14 protein-coding genes and 1 tRNA gene are annotated in these 14,727 nt (G+C 43.9%); 11 read left to right on the top strand and 4 right to left on the bottom strand.

Translation table 11 applies throughout. The features are described 5' to 3' along the window. Window positions 1-278 precede the first annotated feature (278 nt). Both B5J93_RS14300 and B5J93_RS02295 read left to right on the top strand, forming a co-directional pair. On the top strand, window positions 279-410 hold the full coding sequence (locus tag B5J93_RS14300; RefSeq protein ID WP_338065633.1) for a hypothetical protein: 132 nt from the start codon (window positions 279-281) through the stop codon (window positions 408-410). After that, a complete protein-coding gene (locus B5J93_RS02295) occupies window positions 382-1,278 on the top strand; it encodes an alcohol dehydrogenase catalytic domain-containing protein (protein WP_338065634.1) in 897 nt (298 codons plus the stop codon). Before B5J93_RS14300 ends, B5J93_RS02295 begins: the two co-directional genes overlap by 29 nt. Before the next feature lie 71 nt (window positions 1,279-1,349). Here B5J93_RS02295 and miaB read toward each other — a convergent pair whose 3' ends face one another. Further along, window positions 1,350-2,852 (bottom strand): tRNA (N6-isopentenyl adenosine(37)-C2)-methylthiotransferase MiaB, encoded by a 1,503-nt coding sequence (miaB, locus tag B5J93_RS02300; protein ID WP_079324252.1) that lies wholly within the window; start codon window positions 2,850-2,852, stop codon window positions 1,350-1,352. Between the two features lie 439 nt (window positions 2,853-3,291). On the opposite strand from miaB, the gene pstS reads away from it, so the two are divergent. The 9 genes from pstS to B5J93_RS02345 all read left to right on the top strand — a co-directional run bounded on the left by pstS (window position 3,292) and on the right by B5J93_RS02345 (window position 12,511). Next, the gene (gene pstS / locus B5J93_RS02305; RefSeq protein WP_079324254.1) at window positions 3,292-4,452 is read left to right on the top strand and encodes a phosphate ABC transporter substrate-binding protein PstS; all 1,161 of its coding nucleotides are present in this window, start codon (window positions 3,292-3,294) and stop codon (window positions 4,450-4,452) included. A gap of 251 nt (window positions 4,453-4,703) precedes the next feature. After that, on the top strand, window positions 4,704-5,675 hold the full coding sequence (gene pstC / locus B5J93_RS02310; RefSeq protein ID WP_079324256.1) for a phosphate ABC transporter permease subunit PstC: 972 nt from the start codon (window positions 4,704-4,706) through the stop codon (window positions 5,673-5,675). A 188-nt stretch (window positions 5,676-5,863) separates the two neighbouring features. Next, window positions 5,864-6,781: a phosphate ABC transporter permease PstA gene (gene pstA, locus B5J93_RS02315; RefSeq protein WP_420811391.1), complete on the top strand. Its 918-nt coding sequence runs from the start codon at window positions 5,864-5,866 to the stop codon at window positions 6,779-6,781. Between the two features lie 137 nt (window positions 6,782-6,918). Continuing rightward, a complete protein-coding gene (pstB, locus tag B5J93_RS02320) occupies window positions 6,919-7,794 on the top strand; it encodes a phosphate ABC transporter ATP-binding protein PstB (protein WP_420811392.1) in 876 nt (291 codons plus the stop codon). Between the two features lie 123 nt (window positions 7,795-7,917). Next, window positions 7,918-8,589 carry a phosphate signaling complex protein PhoU gene (gene phoU, locus B5J93_RS02325; RefSeq protein ID WP_079324258.1) on the top strand — a complete coding sequence of 224 codons (672 nt, stop codon included), beginning with the start codon at window positions 7,918-7,920 and terminating at the stop codon, window positions 8,587-8,589. A gap of 109 nt (window positions 8,590-8,698) precedes the next feature. Continuing rightward, window positions 8,699-9,379, top strand: coding sequence for a phosphate regulon transcriptional regulator PhoB (phoB, locus tag B5J93_RS02330; protein WP_079324260.1), 681 nt, complete (start codon window positions 8,699-8,701; stop codon window positions 9,377-9,379). Between the two features lie 54 nt (window positions 9,380-9,433). Next, entirely contained in the window at window positions 9,434-10,645 is a 1,212-nt protein-coding gene (locus tag B5J93_RS02335) for an ATP-binding protein (RefSeq protein ID WP_228144840.1), read from the top strand. A gap of 180 nt (window positions 10,646-10,825) precedes the next feature. Beyond that, the gene (locus tag B5J93_RS02340) at window positions 10,826-12,313 is read left to right on the top strand and encodes a Ppx/GppA phosphatase family protein (protein ID WP_079324262.1); all 1,488 of its coding nucleotides are present in this window, start codon (window positions 10,826-10,828) and stop codon (window positions 12,311-12,313) included. Between the two features lie 122 nt (window positions 12,314-12,435). Next, a tRNA-Gly gene (locus B5J93_RS02345) sits at window positions 12,436-12,511 on the top strand. A gap of 259 nt (window positions 12,512-12,770) precedes the next feature. Here the strand turns inward: B5J93_RS02345 and B5J93_RS02350 are convergent. The 3 genes from B5J93_RS02350 to B5J93_RS02360 form a co-directional block, all read right to left on the bottom strand. After that, window positions 12,771-13,310 (bottom strand): hypothetical protein, encoded by a 540-nt coding sequence (locus B5J93_RS02350; protein WP_079324264.1) that lies wholly within the window; start codon window positions 13,308-13,310, stop codon window positions 12,771-12,773. A 110-nt stretch (window positions 13,311-13,420) separates the two neighbouring features. Beyond that, entirely contained in the window at window positions 13,421-13,948 is a 528-nt protein-coding gene (locus B5J93_RS02355; protein ID WP_079324266.1) for a hypothetical protein, read from the bottom strand. Beyond that, the coding region (locus B5J93_RS02360; protein ID WP_228144841.1) for a polymorphic toxin type 44 domain-containing protein at window positions 13,945-14,727 on the bottom strand (783 nt) is incomplete at its 5' end. The genes B5J93_RS02360 and B5J93_RS02355, both read right to left, overlap by 4 nt.

Raw genomic sequence — 14,727 nt, forward strand, 5'->3', positions numbered from 1 at the left:
TTGGGTTCGGTTGGTATAATTCATCATAAAAAATATCCCATTACAAAAATAAAAATTTAAATAAAAAATTTTTATTAAAAATCAATTACTTATTTATAAAAATTTAATTCTACTTTTAAAATAAAATATTATAACATATCAATTAATTCGCCAATCAATGCCAATCATTTTTTATTGGGATTAATTTGGAAATTTGTCATTAAAATTTTATTAGCAATGGGCATTATTTTCTGTTATATTAAATAAAATCCCATTCATTTGTTCATCAGGAGTATATCATGACCACCATGAAAGCAATGACCTACTATGGCGAAAACGACATTCGTTTTGAAGACCGTCCAAAGCCTACCATCATTGATCCCAACCGATGCCATCATCAAAATGACCAAAACCACCATTTGTGGTACTGACCTTGGCATTTGGAAAGGTAAAAACCCAGAAATTGAAGCCACCGCGCGTGAAAAAACAGGCGAGTGGAACGGTCGTATCCTAGGACACGAAGGCATTGGTATCGTTGAAGAAGTTGGCTCTGCTGTTAAAAACTTCAAAAAAGGCGACAAAGTTATCGTCTCTTGTGTGAGCCGTTGTGGTTCGTGCGAAAACTGCCAAAAACAACTGTACTCTCATTGCCAACAAAATGGCGGTTGGATCATGGGTTATATGATTGACGGCACGCAAGCAGAATATGTGCGTACGCCATTTGCTGACAACTCGCTATACATTTTGCCTGACAACCTAAACACCGATGTGGCGGTTTTCCTGTCTGACGCACTGCCAACAGGTCACGAAATCGGCGTACAATACGGCGATGTCAAACCTGGCGATACCGTTGCCATCGTTGGTGCAGGTCCTGTGGGCATGGGCTGTCTTTTGACAGGTCAGCTGTACTCGCCATCTACCATCATCGTCATTGACATGGACGAAAACCGTCTTGCAATGGCAAAAGAAATGGGTGCGATGGAAGCCGTTGGTTATCCTGCCACTTGGGACATTTGCCAAAAAATCGTCAAAGAAGGCGGTAATATTGCCAATGTGGGCGTACACGGTCAGCCTGTCAGCTTTGAGCTGAACAAACTGTGGATTAAAAACCTAAAAATCACCACAGGGCTTGTCAATGCCAACACCACAGGCATGCTGTTAAAAGCGTGCGAGTGCAGTAAATTGCCAATGGAAAAACTTGCTACGCACCACTTTAAGTTTAGCGACATCGAAAAAGCCTACGATGTGTTCAAACACGCCAGTGAGACTAAGGCGATGAAAGTGATTATTGAATATTGATATCGTATTTTCAGTCAAAACCCAAAGCATGGCTTTGGGTTTTTTTTGTTGGGCGTAATTGATGATGTGGACTAGCCTAGCACTTTAACCACTTCACCTTCTACCAAATGCATACTAATCGCCTTATCAATGCGGACATTGACAAATTTACCCAGTAGCTCATCACCGCCACGAAAAATCACCGAACGGGTGTTGTCGGCTGTGCCGTGCAAATAGCCATCTTTGCGGTTGGCACGTTCTTCGACCAGCACTCGCACGGTCTGTCCGACCATCGCTCGGGTCTTGGCAAAGGTGGAATCCTTGATGACTTCCTGAAAAGTCGCCAATCGCTCTTTTTTGGTCTCAAAGCTGACATTGTCAGGCAAATCAGAGGCAGGCGTACCGGGGCGTTTTGAGTAGATAAAGCTGTATGAATGGTCAAAATCTAGCTCTTTGGCGAGATTTAGCGTGTCGGCAAAGTCTTCATCGGTCTCATTAGGAAAGCCGATGATAAAGTCGCTGGATAAATGCAAATCAGGTCGAATGGCTTTTAGTTTGTTGATTTGATTGATATAAATGTCAATGGTGTGATTGCGTTTCATCGCTTGCAAAATGGCGTTGGAGCCAGATTGGACAGGCAAGTGTAAATGCGAGACGAGTTTGGGGATATGCCGATAAGCGTCAATGATGTCATCGGTGAACTCTAAGGGGTGGCTTGTGGTGTAGCGAATGCGTTCAATGCCGTCAATGTGGGCGACATAGTGCAACAGCTCGCTAAATCGGCAAATCGTGCCGTCATCTTTCTCGCCCCGATAACCATTGACGTTTTGCCCCAAAAGGTTAATCTCACGCACGCCTTGTTCGGCTAGGCTATCAATCTCGGCAAGCACGTCATCAAGCGGACGAGACAGCTCTTCGCCACGAGTATAAGGCACGACACAAAACGAGCAGTATTTTGAACAACCTTCCATGATAGAGACGAATGCCTTATAGCCTTCGACCTTTGGCTCGGGCAAAAAGTCAAATTTCTCAATGCTAGGAAAAGACACATCAACCACGCCAATGCGAGTTTTGCCGTTTTTGCCGGTGTTGGTATGCTCCACGTTCAACGCTTTGGCACGAGCGGTCTTGGCGGTCAGCTCATCATACATCTGGGGCAGGCGGTGCAAGGTCTGGGGGCCAAAAACCATGTCCACATAGGGGGCACGTTTTTGGATATTATCGCCTTCTTGGGACGCCACACAGCCCCCCACGCCGATGATCAAATGGGGATTTTTATCTTTGAGTTTACGCCAACGACCCAGCTCGGAGAATACCTTTTCTTGGGCTTTTTCACGGATAGAGCAGGTATTCATAATCAGCACATCAGCTTCATTGATGTCATCGGTAACTATCATGCCATGACTGTCGCCTAACACATCGCCCATTTTTTGACTGTCGTATTCGTTCATCTGACAGCCTTGGGTGGCGATAAAGACTTTTTTGGGGGCGGTTGGGTCTTTGGGTAGTTGTTCTAAGTGAGACAAATCCAACTGCGATAGCGTGGGGGCGTGGGGTTTGGTGTCGGTTTTGGGATTAAAAGTAGCAACGGTCATGGTTTTCTCCAAGGGTTTGCCAAATGGGGGATAAAGGGACTATTATAGCATATGGCAGTGGTATTTTGGAAAAATATGGCTCGCTCATTTGGTGGTTTATTAGACTTCCTGCAAAACCCCAGATTAAAGAAAACCGTTCGTGGTAAGCCTGTCGAACCATAACGGTTTTCCGACCCGCAGGCATAGCTCAGGGTGAACGGAAAACTAGTTTTGCGGGAAGTTTATTCTTTTTTAAATTACCAAACTATTAAATTGCCAACTTTACCCATCCCATACTCACACCTATTTTACCCCTGTCATCAAACTGTCATCAAACATTCACTAAGCTGTCATCAAACATTCACTAAGCTGTCATACAAACACGGCAAAATACGCACAGCGATTGTAAATTGCCATCGGCAAGCAGTCGCACCAATTTTCCCATTACATCGGAGTTTGTATGTCAGTTCAATTATCTTTTACTCACAAACTGCTTGTTCTAAGCGTGGCAGGCGTATTTGCCCTAACAGGGTGCAATCAAAATACCCCTGCCGAAGGCACGCCCATCGGTGCCGATGGCAAACCTGCCGAAACTGTCCCCGCTACCACCGCCACCGCCCCAAGCACAGGCGAATTTGCCGAGCTAAAAATCACAGGGGCAGGGGCATCGTTCCCACAGCCCATCTATGCCAAGTGGTCGGCTGATTTTAATTCTGCCACAGGCGGACAAGTCAATTACCAATCCATCGGCTCATCAGGCGGTATCAAGCAAATCAAAGAAAAAACCGTGGACTTTGGGGCGTCTGACGCACCGCTTACTGTGGACGAGCTAAACGCTGATGGGCTTATCCAGTTCCCCACCGTGATTGGCGGTGTCGTGCCTGTCATCAATGTCGATGGCGTGAGTGCAGGGCAATTAAAGCTAGATGGCGACACGCTTGCCAAGATTTATCTGGGCAAAATCACCAAATGGAACGACCCTGCCATCACCGCCCTAAACGAAGGCGTAACCTTGCCTGATGCCAACATCACCACCGTGTTCCGCTCGGACGGCTCAGGCACAACCTTCAACTTCACCGACTATCTCACCAAAGTATCGCCCGACTGGGCAAGTGCAGTTGGCGTGGACAAAGCGGTCAAATGGCCAACGTCTGCCACAGGCATGGGAGGTAAGGGCAATGACGGTGTGGCAAGCTATGTGGGGCGTGTCAAAAACTCTATCGGCTACGTGGAATACGCCTTTGCCAAACAAAACAACATGGCTCACGTCTCCCTAAAAAACGCCCAAGGCGAATTTGTCCAGCCATCGGCAGACAGCTTTGCGGCGGCAGGGGACATTGACTGGTCGGCAGAAGCAGGCTTTAACAAAGTGCTGACCAATTCGGACACGGCAGGGGCATGGCCGATTGCGGCGGCGACCTTTATCATCGTCCACAAAAATCCCCAAAACTCCGAACAAGTCAAAGGCGTGCTTGAATTCTTTAATTGGGCGTATGCCAATGGCGATGACTCCGCCAAAGCCTTGGATTATGTGCCATTTAGTGACACGGCAGTTGGTCTGTTTAAGGCAAGCTGGGCGGACGTGAAAGGGGTGGACGGTCAGCCGTTGTTTAATAAATAATGTGGATAAAAAATAAGGGCGGATATTCTCGCCCTTATGCCAAATTAAATTGGGTTAATTAAAAATATATAAATCGCAATTTAAAATAATTTGGAACTCATAATGTTTTAAATGATTAAAAACAAGTTACACCCAACCAACTTGATATTTACCACGCCCCTACGTCCACACATAGTAATTTTAAAGTTTCTTGGGTGTATTTTGCATTACCATTTAAATAAATTTTAATTTAAAAATCAAAAAGGTCAATCATGACAACACACACTGCCCGTGCCGACAGCCTAAAAGAGCAATTAAACAAACAAAAAAAGCTAGACGCCATCTTTGTGCTTGCCACCAAATTTTTTGCCCTGCTTGTGCTGTTGTCATTGGGTGGGATTTTGGCATCTTTGGTCATTGGAGCGATTCCGAGTATGCAAGCCTTTGGCTTGGGCTTTTATACCAGTAGCGAATGGAATCCTGTGTCGGGCGAGTATGGGGCGTTGGCTCCGATTTATGGCACGCTTGTTACGTCATTTATCGCCATTTTGATTGCCGTGCCAGTGAGTTTTGGCATTGCGGTGTTTTTGACCGAACTGTGTCCAAAAATGCTCAAAAAGCCCCTAGGCATCGCCATCGAGCTGTTGGCAGGCGTGCCGTCTATCATCTATGGAATGTGGGGTTTGTTTGTGTTTGCTCCGTGGTTTGGCGATAAGGTTCAGCCGTGGCTCATTGAGCATTTGGGCGGATTGCCTGTGGTCGGCACGCTGTTTAATGGGGCTCCCATGGGCATTGGGCTGTTTACCGCAAGCCTTGTCCTCGCCATCATGATTATTCCCTTTATCGCTGCCACCATGCGAGATGTGTTCGCTGTTGTGCCTGACCTACTAAAAGAATCCGCCTATGGCGTGGGGGCGACCACGTGGGAAGTCATGACCAAAATCGTCCTACCTTACACCAAAGCAGGCGTGGTTGGCGGTGTGATTTTGGGACTGGGGCGTGCTTTGGGCGAGACCATGGCGGTAACGTTTCTTATCGGTAACACCTTTAACATCACGCCCAGTATGTTCGCATCGGGGGTGTCCATCACGTCCGCCCTTGCCAATGAATTTGCCGAAGCGTCCAGCGAACTTCATTTATCATCGCTACTGCATTTAGGCTTAATCTTATTTGTCATCACCTTTATTGTCTTGTCAATTTCCAAAATTATGCTGATGAAAATTGATAAAAAGGCAGGGAAATAAGGTGATAAGATTAAAGGTAAGTTTTTAATTTTAAATAAATGTATTTTAAATAAAGTTGTAGGGGTGTGTTGCACACGCCCATCGCTAAGACTAATATGGTTGGGCGTGCAGAGCCAGCCTCTGCGGTGGTATATTTTGAAGTTAAACAAGTATACACCACCAACCCCAAAGGTTAAAAGAAGGTTATCATGACCACACTCACGCACAAAAAGCCAACTGCCCCAACGCCCAAATTCCATGAGCGGATGAATGGCACGTTGTACCAAAAACGCAAATTCAAAAACGCCCTTGGCATCGGCTTTACCATGTCAGCGATGGTGTTTGGGCTGTTTTGGCTTGTTTGGATTTTGATTACGCTGTTTTCTCGTGGGGCGACAGGCTTTATGGAATTGCCCATTTTTACCGCCAACACCCCGCCCCCTGCCACCGTGGGCGGTCTCAAAAACGCCATTGTTGGATCGGCAATGCTTGCCTTTTCGGGGCTGTTTATCGGCACGCCTGTGGGACTCATGGCAGGGATTTATTTGGCGGAGTTTGCCGATAATGATGGCAAATTTGGGCGGACGCTTGGCGGTGTTACCCGTTTTTTAAATGATATTTTGCTGTCTGCTCCAAGTATCGTCATCGGTCTGTTTGTCTATGCTCTGATGGTGTCGGGCGGTCGGGGTTTTTCGGGCTGGGCAGGGGCGACCGCTTTGGCTCTGATCGTCATTCCTGTGGTCGTGCGTACCACCGAGAATATGCTCGCCCTTGTGCCAAATGCCCTACGAGAATCCGCCTACGCCCTAGGCACGCCCAAATATAAGCTCGTTGGACACGTTACCCTAAAATCCGCCAAAGCAGGCGTGATTACAGGCGTACTGCTTGCCTTTGCTCGCATCACAGGCGAGACCGCTCCGCTCTTATTTACCGCTTTGAATAACTTGTATTTTAGCATGGACATGAGTCAGACGATTGCCAATTTGCCAAATACGATTTATCAATTTTCTATGAATCCTGATATTACTTGGAATAAATTGGCGTGGTCGGCGGCACTCTTGATTACCCTTGCTGTCTTATCATTAAATGTCTTGGCAAGATTTATTGGCGGCAAGGAATATAAATAAGCGATTAAATAGGCATTGCAAAATTAAATGTATTTTGTCATTAAATAAATAAGGGAAAATATAATTTTCCCTTGTGAAATATAGCAAATGTTAGGTTGTTTTTAAAATTTTTTTAATTACCCATTAGGAAAAATCCCATGTCAGCGTTATTAGAAAAACCCACCCAAACCCATACTTCATTTACCAATCATCAGGCAAATTTTATGACCCTAAACGCCCCCATTATGGATAACCACACCCGCCAAACCGATAAAGCCATCGTGCCAAAAATGTCGGTGCGTGAATTGGACTTTTATTATGGCGATTTTAAAGCCCTAAAAGGCATCAATTTAGACATTGCCGACAAAAAAGTAACCGCCTTTATCGGACCTTCAGGCTGTGGCAAATCCACCTTGCTTCGCACGTTTAATAGAATGTATGATTTGTATCAAGGCATGAGAGCGGACGGGCAGATTATCCTAGATGGCGAGAATATTTTGGATAAATCGGTGGACGTGAACTTACTCCGTGCTAGAGTGGGTATGGTGTTCCAAAAGCCCACGCCATTTCCGATGTCCATTTATGACAATGTCGCCTTTGGGGTAAAACTGTATGAAAAACTCTCAAAATCCGAGATGGACGACAGGGTGGAGTGGGCATTAAAAAAGTCTGCCCTATGGAATGAAGTCAAGGATAAGCTAAAAGCGTCAGGGCTGTCCTTATCAGGCGGGCAACAGCAACGCCTATGTATCGCCCGTGCCGTGGCAACCCGTCCCGAAGTTTTGCTACTTGATGAGCCAACGTCTGCCCTTGACCCGATTAGCACAGGGGCGATTGAAGATTTGATTGATGATTTAAAAGAAGATTATACCATTGCCATTGTTACGCACAATATGCAACAAGCGGCACGGTGTTCTGATTATACCGTTTATATGTATTTGGGCGATATGATTGAAATGGGCGAGACCAAAGAGATATTTACCAATCCCAAACAAAAAGCGACCGAAGATTATATTACAGGGCGGTATGGTTGATTTGTTTTTATTTAAATGTTGATTATAAAAATTTAACTTTAAAAAATGATTTTTTTAAATGATTTTTTTAAAAAATATAATTAACAATGCCGATAATTTTTTAATTAAAATTTGGAAAAAATAATGGAAAAACACACTTCAAAATCCTACGACCACGAATTAACCGTTGCCAAAGAATTGCTCCTAACGATGGGCAATTTGGCAATCAGTAATGTCGGTAAAGCCATTAAAGCTCTATCCGATGGCGACAAGGAGCTGGCACGGGCGGTCATTGAGTCGGACAAGACAATCAATGACCATGAAAGACAGCTTGATGACAAAGTGGTAAAACTTGTTGCCATGCGTCAGCCCACGGCGGTGGATTTGCGGTATATCATGAGCATGAGTAAGGCGGTGATTGACCTTGAACGGATTGGCGATGAAGCGGTAAAAATCGCTCGCATTGCCCTATATGACACGCCCATTCATGCCAATGTCCACACCCTTGCCGACAATGTGCGTATGATGACGCTGGATGCTTTGGAGGCCTTTAATAATCACGATAGCCGTTTTGCTTTTGATGTCATGCAGATGGATGAGCTGGTCGATAGCGAGTATGGCGAGCTTTTGGCAGGGTTGCAGGACAAAGATGAGATAAAGTCGTCCGAGATTATGCACACGCTGTGGGTATTGCGAGCGTTGGAGCGGGTGGGCGACCATGCCCGTAACGTGGCGGAGCTTGTCATCTATACCAGTAGCGGTACGGACATTCGCCATAGTGAGATGAGCGTGGTGCGTGATGTTGTGGGGGAGTAGGGTGGTTGCAAATAGTTACCCACTTTTGTGATGTTTTGTGTTATTGTTATAGTATTGTTATTTTTTGGCAATGCCCTGTATGGGCTGTTGTGTAAATTAAGGATAACCCATGCCTACCATTTTAATCGTTGAAGACGAACCTGCCATTAACGAACTGATTGCCACGACGTTACAGATGGCGGATTTTGAGACGGTGTCGGCGTATGATGTCAAGACGGCTCATCGTCAGATTGTGGACGCTCGCCCTGATTTGATGATATTGGATTGGATGTTGCCCCAAGGCACATCGGGGGTAGATTTTTGTCGCTTGCTCAAAAAAGACAGCAGTACCGATGACATTCCCATCATCATGCTGACCGCCAAAGGCGAAGAAGACAACAAAGTACTGGGGCTAGACGCTGGGGCGGATGATTACATGACCAAGCCATTTAGCACCAAAGAGCTGGTTAGCCGTGTCAAGGCGGTGTTACGCCGTAGTATGCCAACCGATAAAGTGCTAAGCGTGGGCGAGCTGTGCCTTGATGACAAAAGTCAGCGTGTCTCGGTCGCTGAGTCGCCTGTGGCGGTCAGTAGCACTGAGTATAAGCTGTTAAAATTTTTCATGACCCATCCTGAGCGAGTGTACAGTCGCAGTCAGATATTAGACCATGTGTGGGGCGGTAATGTGTACATTGATGAGCGTACCATTGACGTGCATATCCGCCGTTTGCGTAGGGTGCTTGCCCCGCATGGCGTGGATGGGCTGATTCAGACAGTGCGTGGGACGGGTTATCGGTTTTCTAATCAATGATTAATAAAAATATTTGAAAATTCAAAATGATATAACAAAAGCAAGGCAAGTTTCATGTTGGACGATAAAGGGCTTGATAAGACAGACGCGACGGCAGATGTTGTCGGTCAGTCATCGGCTGTCAATGCAAAGGCTGTCAATATAAAGTTGGGTACAGCCCCTGATTTATCCGATGATTTTTATCAGATATTAGAATCGTCCGATGACATGCTGATGATATTAGACGAGCATGAACAGATAGTGTGGCATAACTCATCGGCACTGTTTATCTTGACCGCTTATGTGGATAAGCCCATCATCGGTGCTAAGGTGTCATCGCTGATTTTAAATCATGAATTTTTGGAAAAATTCCCTGATATTTTTCACGCCATTTATCAATCTGTCAAACTGACCAATATCGCCAAACCTGCCGAGCCTACCGCCAAATCCGCCAAACAAGCCTTTGAGTTTTTTGGGCAGATTTACCGTGGCGAAATTTATAAGGTCACGCTCGCAAGGATTAATAACGCCCACAACCACGTGCTTTTGACCGTCGCCAATCACACCTACATTCATCATCTAGAACAAATGCGAACCGACTTCGTGGGCAACGTGTCGCACGAAATGCGAACGCCTTTGACGGTGCTGATGGGCTATATTGAGACATTCTCAAACGCCCCAAGCCTAGAACCCAAATGGCAACGGGGTTTTGCCTTGATGAGTGAGCAAGCACGGCGGATGAATAACTTAGTCAATGACCTGCTCATGTTGTCACGACTAGAACATGACGACAGCGAGCAACAAGTGGCGGTGGACATGCCTCGACTGCTCATGCAGGTCTTTGATGATGCCCGTGCGACCAACAAAGAGTTCGGGCATTTGCTAGACATACACCTAGACACCGAACGTCATGTGTTAGGCATTGAGAAATATTTATACAGTGCCATTTTAAATCTTGTCATCAACGCCATGAAATACACGCCCACAGACAGCACCGAGACAGGCAGGCAGGGCGAGATTAGCATTTTATGGGAAGAGACATCAGATGGCGGACTGCTGAGTATTGCCGATAATGGCATTGGCATTGAAGAGACGCATTTGGCACGCCTGACCGAGCGGTTTTATCGGGTGGATAGTGGGCGTTCTCGTGCCACGGGTGGGACGGGGCTTGGGCTTGCCATTGTCAAGCATGTTCTGCACAAACATGGGGCGAGCTTGCATATTGATTCGGTGCTGGGTCAAGGCTCTACCTTTAAAATCCTATTTCCCAAAGAGCGGTTGGTTTGATGATTTTAAAATTGGGCGTGACCATGATTTAGGGTTTTTTAAAAATATGTTAAAAACATATTAAATATGGGCGTGCAGATATTGATAACACCAAATTTTAAAATCCTTCTAAACCTTTTAAAATCAATCTGACAATGTTATCACTTTTTATCCACTTAGTCACACAGCCAAAGGACAGTTATGTCAAGTATCATCGATGATGAACTCTTATGTGCCATTGATTTGGGGTCAAACAGCTTTCACATGGCAATCGCCTATGTCAAAGATGGCGAGCTAAAAAAAATTGCATCCATGTCCGAAAAAGTCCAACTGGGGGCAGGGCTAGATGAGCAAGGTCATCTAAGTGCCGACGCCCAAGAGCGTGGGCTGGCCTGCTTGTCTCGCTTTGTGGGTCGCTTAGATAACGTGGCAGGCGAGCGTTTGCGTGTGGTTGCGACCAATACCCTAAGACAGGCGACCAACAGCGATGAGTTTATTGCCAAGGCAAATCAGATTTTGCCTTGCCCGATTGAAGTCATCTCAGGGCGTGAAGAAGCTCGCCTTATCTATCTGGGCGTGGCGAACACAAACCCCAGTGATGAGCTTCGGTTTGTCATTGACATCGGCGGTGGTTCAACTGAGCTTATCATCGGACAGGGTGGGCAGTCGCTCCTGACTGAGTCGGCACAGATGGGGGCGGTGAGTTTTACGCAGAAGTTTTTTAAAGATGGCGTGATAAATGACGAAGCCTTTGGGTATGCCATGCGTTCTGCCAAAAAAGAGATGGCTCAGCACATCAAGCGTTATCAGAAAATGGGCTTTGAGCGAGTGATTGGCTCATCAGGGACGATTAAGGCGGTGCTGGGGGCGTTGACGGGGCTTGGGCTTATCAAGCATGGGCTGATTACCAAAGGGGCGGTATTGGCTCTAAAACAGCATTTGATGGATGCTCGGCATATTGAGCATATTGATTTACAAGGGGTTAAGGCTCACCGTAAGGCGATTTTCCCTGCTGGTGTGGCGATACTTCTGGCAGTGATGGAAGCCTTTGGGGTCAAGGCGATGAGCTACTCTGATGGGGCTCTTCGGGAAGGGGTTATGTATGACATGCTCTCACGTTTTGACAGTAATGACGCCCGTGATGGTGGGGTGATGAAGCTCATTGATAAGTTTAATGTGGACAAAAAACAAGCCAAACGGGTCGCCAAGACCGCCCGTCTGCTTTTTGATGTCGCCCAAGAGCCACTGGGGTTAAACCAAAACGACCATGACCTGCTCAGACGCTCGGCACTGCTTCATGAGGTTGGCATGAGTATCGGGCATAGTAGTTATCATCGCCACAGTGCGTATATCTTGGAGTTTGGCGAGATAGCAGGCTTTTCGCAGATGGAGCAGACCAGACTGGCAGGCATGGTGCGTTACCATCGCCGAAAAATCACCGCAAACGACCATAAGGCGTTGATGAGTATCAGCACCGACAGAATGACCAAGCTGGCACTGCTACTGCGTTTGGCGGTGGCGATTAACCACACTCGCACCGACATCCAAAAATCCGACATCAAATTCACCCTGCACAGTCCGACACACTGGGTGCTGGACATGCAAAAAGAGAAGCTATTCACGGGGCTTGTCGATGAGATTGATAACTTTCTGTCGTGGGGCGTGACTTTGGATGTGCTAAGTCGTTGATTTGTTTTTAAAAATTTATAACGGCTAAAATTTTTTGAATTTTTTTAAAAATTTTTAAAAAAAGTGCTTGACGTCTGCCAAAAATCCTATATAATACGCACCCATACAGCAAACGCTGACACGCGGGAATAGCTCAGTTGGTAGAGCACAACCTTGCCAAGGTTGGGGTCGCGAGTTCGAATCTCGTTTCCCGCTCCAAATTTTAAAAAGTCCAAATCGAAAGGTTTGGGCTTTTTTGTTCTTTGAGACTTAAGAAATATAGGGGAGTGAATTTTGATTGAAGATGGTTATTACAGAGTTGCTCAGTTTGTCTATATGAGCTATGACTGTTTTGTATTAGAGTTCTTGCGAAATTCAAAAATTTTGGCTTGCAAACCTTGATTTATTGGATTTAGAATTTTGACAAGCTCAATAAAATCGTAATTTCGCAAGAGGTCTATTATACTAAATATCACACCTAAATATCATAAAGATTAAAATTCTCATAGTTATACATCGGCTTTTTGCAAAACCGCTTATAGGTTGGTGTTACCACAGTTTTATCAGGATAAACTTCTATTTTAAAAGAGCAGGAGGGTTTTTGATGATTTTCTATTGGTTTTGTAGAAAAATTTACATGAAAACGTTCATAAATATTATTGTTAGTTAAATCTTTTCCGCCATATCTTGTTTCAATAGAAACGTAAACCTGATTTTGTTCATGGTGATACTTTGGATTTAAGAAAGATTTTGATTTTCCATTCATTTTTATGTCATAATAATATTTAAAACTTTTATACTCATCCTTATCTTCAAAATCAAAACTATCTTCATTTTTATGTTTGTATTGAAAATTTGAGAAAGAAATTTGTTTGCCTGTTTTATTGTGTGTTTCAAATACTGTATCGTAAAAAAATATAGATAATTGTACGTATAAATACATTGTTATGATGCAAAAAATAAAAAAAGAAGTTTTTTTATATTTCTTTATTAATTTTACTAAATTTAATTTTTTCATTTTTTAATCCTATTTGGATTGCTTGGATTGTTGCACCAATGGATTTGTTTTGAGTTTGGTAGTTGGTTTTGTGGTGTGTTATATACAATGCCTAACAGACTGTTATGGGGTTAATAAGATTGTGATTGGTGTTTTGGATTGTAAGGATTAAAATTCTCATAGTTATACATCGGCTTTTTACAAAACCGCTTATAGGTTGGTGTTACCACAGTTTTATCAGGATAAACTTCTATTTTAAAAGAGCAAGAAGGTTTTTGGTTGGGGTATGTGGGTTCATCTATAAAGCTAGCGTGATTCATCTCTATGAAATCCGTAGTGTAGAAATTAAGAGTCAAACGTCTTTTTTCTTTTCTCCAATATTTGCTATTAGATACTAGTGTTATTGATTTCTGTTTTGTTAAATCATAGTAAGATTTCAAGGTTGATAATTCTTCGTCACTAAACATAGGGTCTATAACATTAGGAATCTCTGCTTTTGTATATTTAATTAGATGATTGCTTTTATTATATATCTTGAAAGTTGTATCATAATAAAATAAAGAAAACTCATTGTATATTGAAAATAAAAATATTAAAAATATAAAAAAAGAAGTTTTTTTATATTTCTTTATTAATTTTACTAAATTTAATTTTTTCATTTTTTAATCCTATTTGGATTGCTTGGATTGTTGCACCAATGGATTTGTTTTGAGTTTGGTAGTTGGTTTTGTGGTGTGTTGTCTAAAATATACAACATGTCTTCAGGGGTTAATTTGTCAGCAAATTTACCACGTTTTTTATAAAGCTCAAAGCCAATTTTCATTGCAGTATTGTCATCTAAGGTATCTGCTCTTGGCAATCTTCTTTCTTTGAATGCAGATATAATATCACTCCCAACTTGTTGCACCCAAGATCCTGACAGTAAGGCCTGCTCGGAAAACCCAACACTAAGCCCAACATAGCCATAGTGAATATTTGACCATACATCATAGAAATAATCGTAATTCTTATATTTATGGTAATGACTTTCAGAGGGTGTACCTTTTTGAGTTGGTCTATGTACAGTAATTTTGCTATTTTTGTTAAACCTATCATCCTGTACGAGTTGCCACTTATGATCCCAAGGTTTGTTAGTGTCAACCATTTCCGTCCATAATGACACAGCAGTGCCACCTCTGCGACTATTGACGGGATAGCGAATTGCACCTCCTCCATGTTGTTGGGTGATTTTATTGACAGATTGATTGATTTTATCAAACTCTCTTTGTAATTCTGCTCCTATCTCTCCAGTATTATGATAACGAATTTTTTGAGCAACCAAGGATTTTACGTTTCTCTTAATCTCACCGACAATGTATTTCGCTACTTCTATCGCTCCATCGGCCTTATGAGTGCAAACTGACTTGGTTGGTATTTTTTGCTCCTTCTTTGTCTCTAC

The sequence above is a fragment of the Moraxella equi genome (assembly GCF_002027555.1).
Lineage (GTDB): Bacteria > Pseudomonadota > Gammaproteobacteria > Pseudomonadales > Moraxellaceae > Moraxella > Moraxella equi.

Bases quoted from the DNA above. Each gene is read 5' to 3' on its own strand.
- B5J93_RS14300 (WP_338065633.1), top strand. From the start codon at position 279: ATGACCACCATGAAAGCAATGACCTACTATGGCGAAAACGACATTCGT.
- B5J93_RS02295 (WP_338065634.1), top strand. From the start codon at position 382: ATGACCAAAACCACCATTTGTGGTACTGACCTTGGCATTTGGAAAGGT.
- miaB (WP_079324252.1), bottom strand. From the start codon at position 2,852: ATGACCGTTGCTACTTTTAATCCCAAAACCGACACCAAACCCCACGCC.
- pstS (WP_079324254.1), top strand. From the start codon at position 3,292: ATGTCAGTTCAATTATCTTTTACTCACAAACTGCTTGTTCTAAGCGTG.
- pstC (WP_079324256.1), top strand. From the start codon at position 4,704: ATGACAACACACACTGCCCGTGCCGACAGCCTAAAAGAGCAATTAAAC.
- pstA (WP_420811391.1), top strand. From the start codon at position 5,864: ATGACCACACTCACGCACAAAAAGCCAACTGCCCCAACGCCCAAATTC.
- pstB (WP_420811392.1), top strand. From the start codon at position 6,919: ATGTCAGCGTTATTAGAAAAACCCACCCAAACCCATACTTCATTTACC.
- phoU (WP_079324258.1), top strand. From the start codon at position 7,918: ATGGAAAAACACACTTCAAAATCCTACGACCACGAATTAACCGTTGCC.
- phoB (WP_079324260.1), top strand. From the start codon at position 8,699: ATGCCTACCATTTTAATCGTTGAAGACGAACCTGCCATTAACGAACTG.
- B5J93_RS02335 (WP_228144840.1), top strand. From the start codon at position 9,434: ATGTTGGACGATAAAGGGCTTGATAAGACAGACGCGACGGCAGATGTT.
- B5J93_RS02340 (WP_079324262.1), top strand. From the start codon at position 10,826: ATGTCAAGTATCATCGATGATGAACTCTTATGTGCCATTGATTTGGGG.
- B5J93_RS02350 (WP_079324264.1), bottom strand. From the start codon at position 13,310: ATGAAAAAATTAAATTTAGTAAAATTAATAAAGAAATATAAAAAAACT.
- B5J93_RS02355 (WP_079324266.1), bottom strand. From the start codon at position 13,948: ATGAAAAAATTAAATTTAGTAAAATTAATAAAGAAATATAAAAAAACT.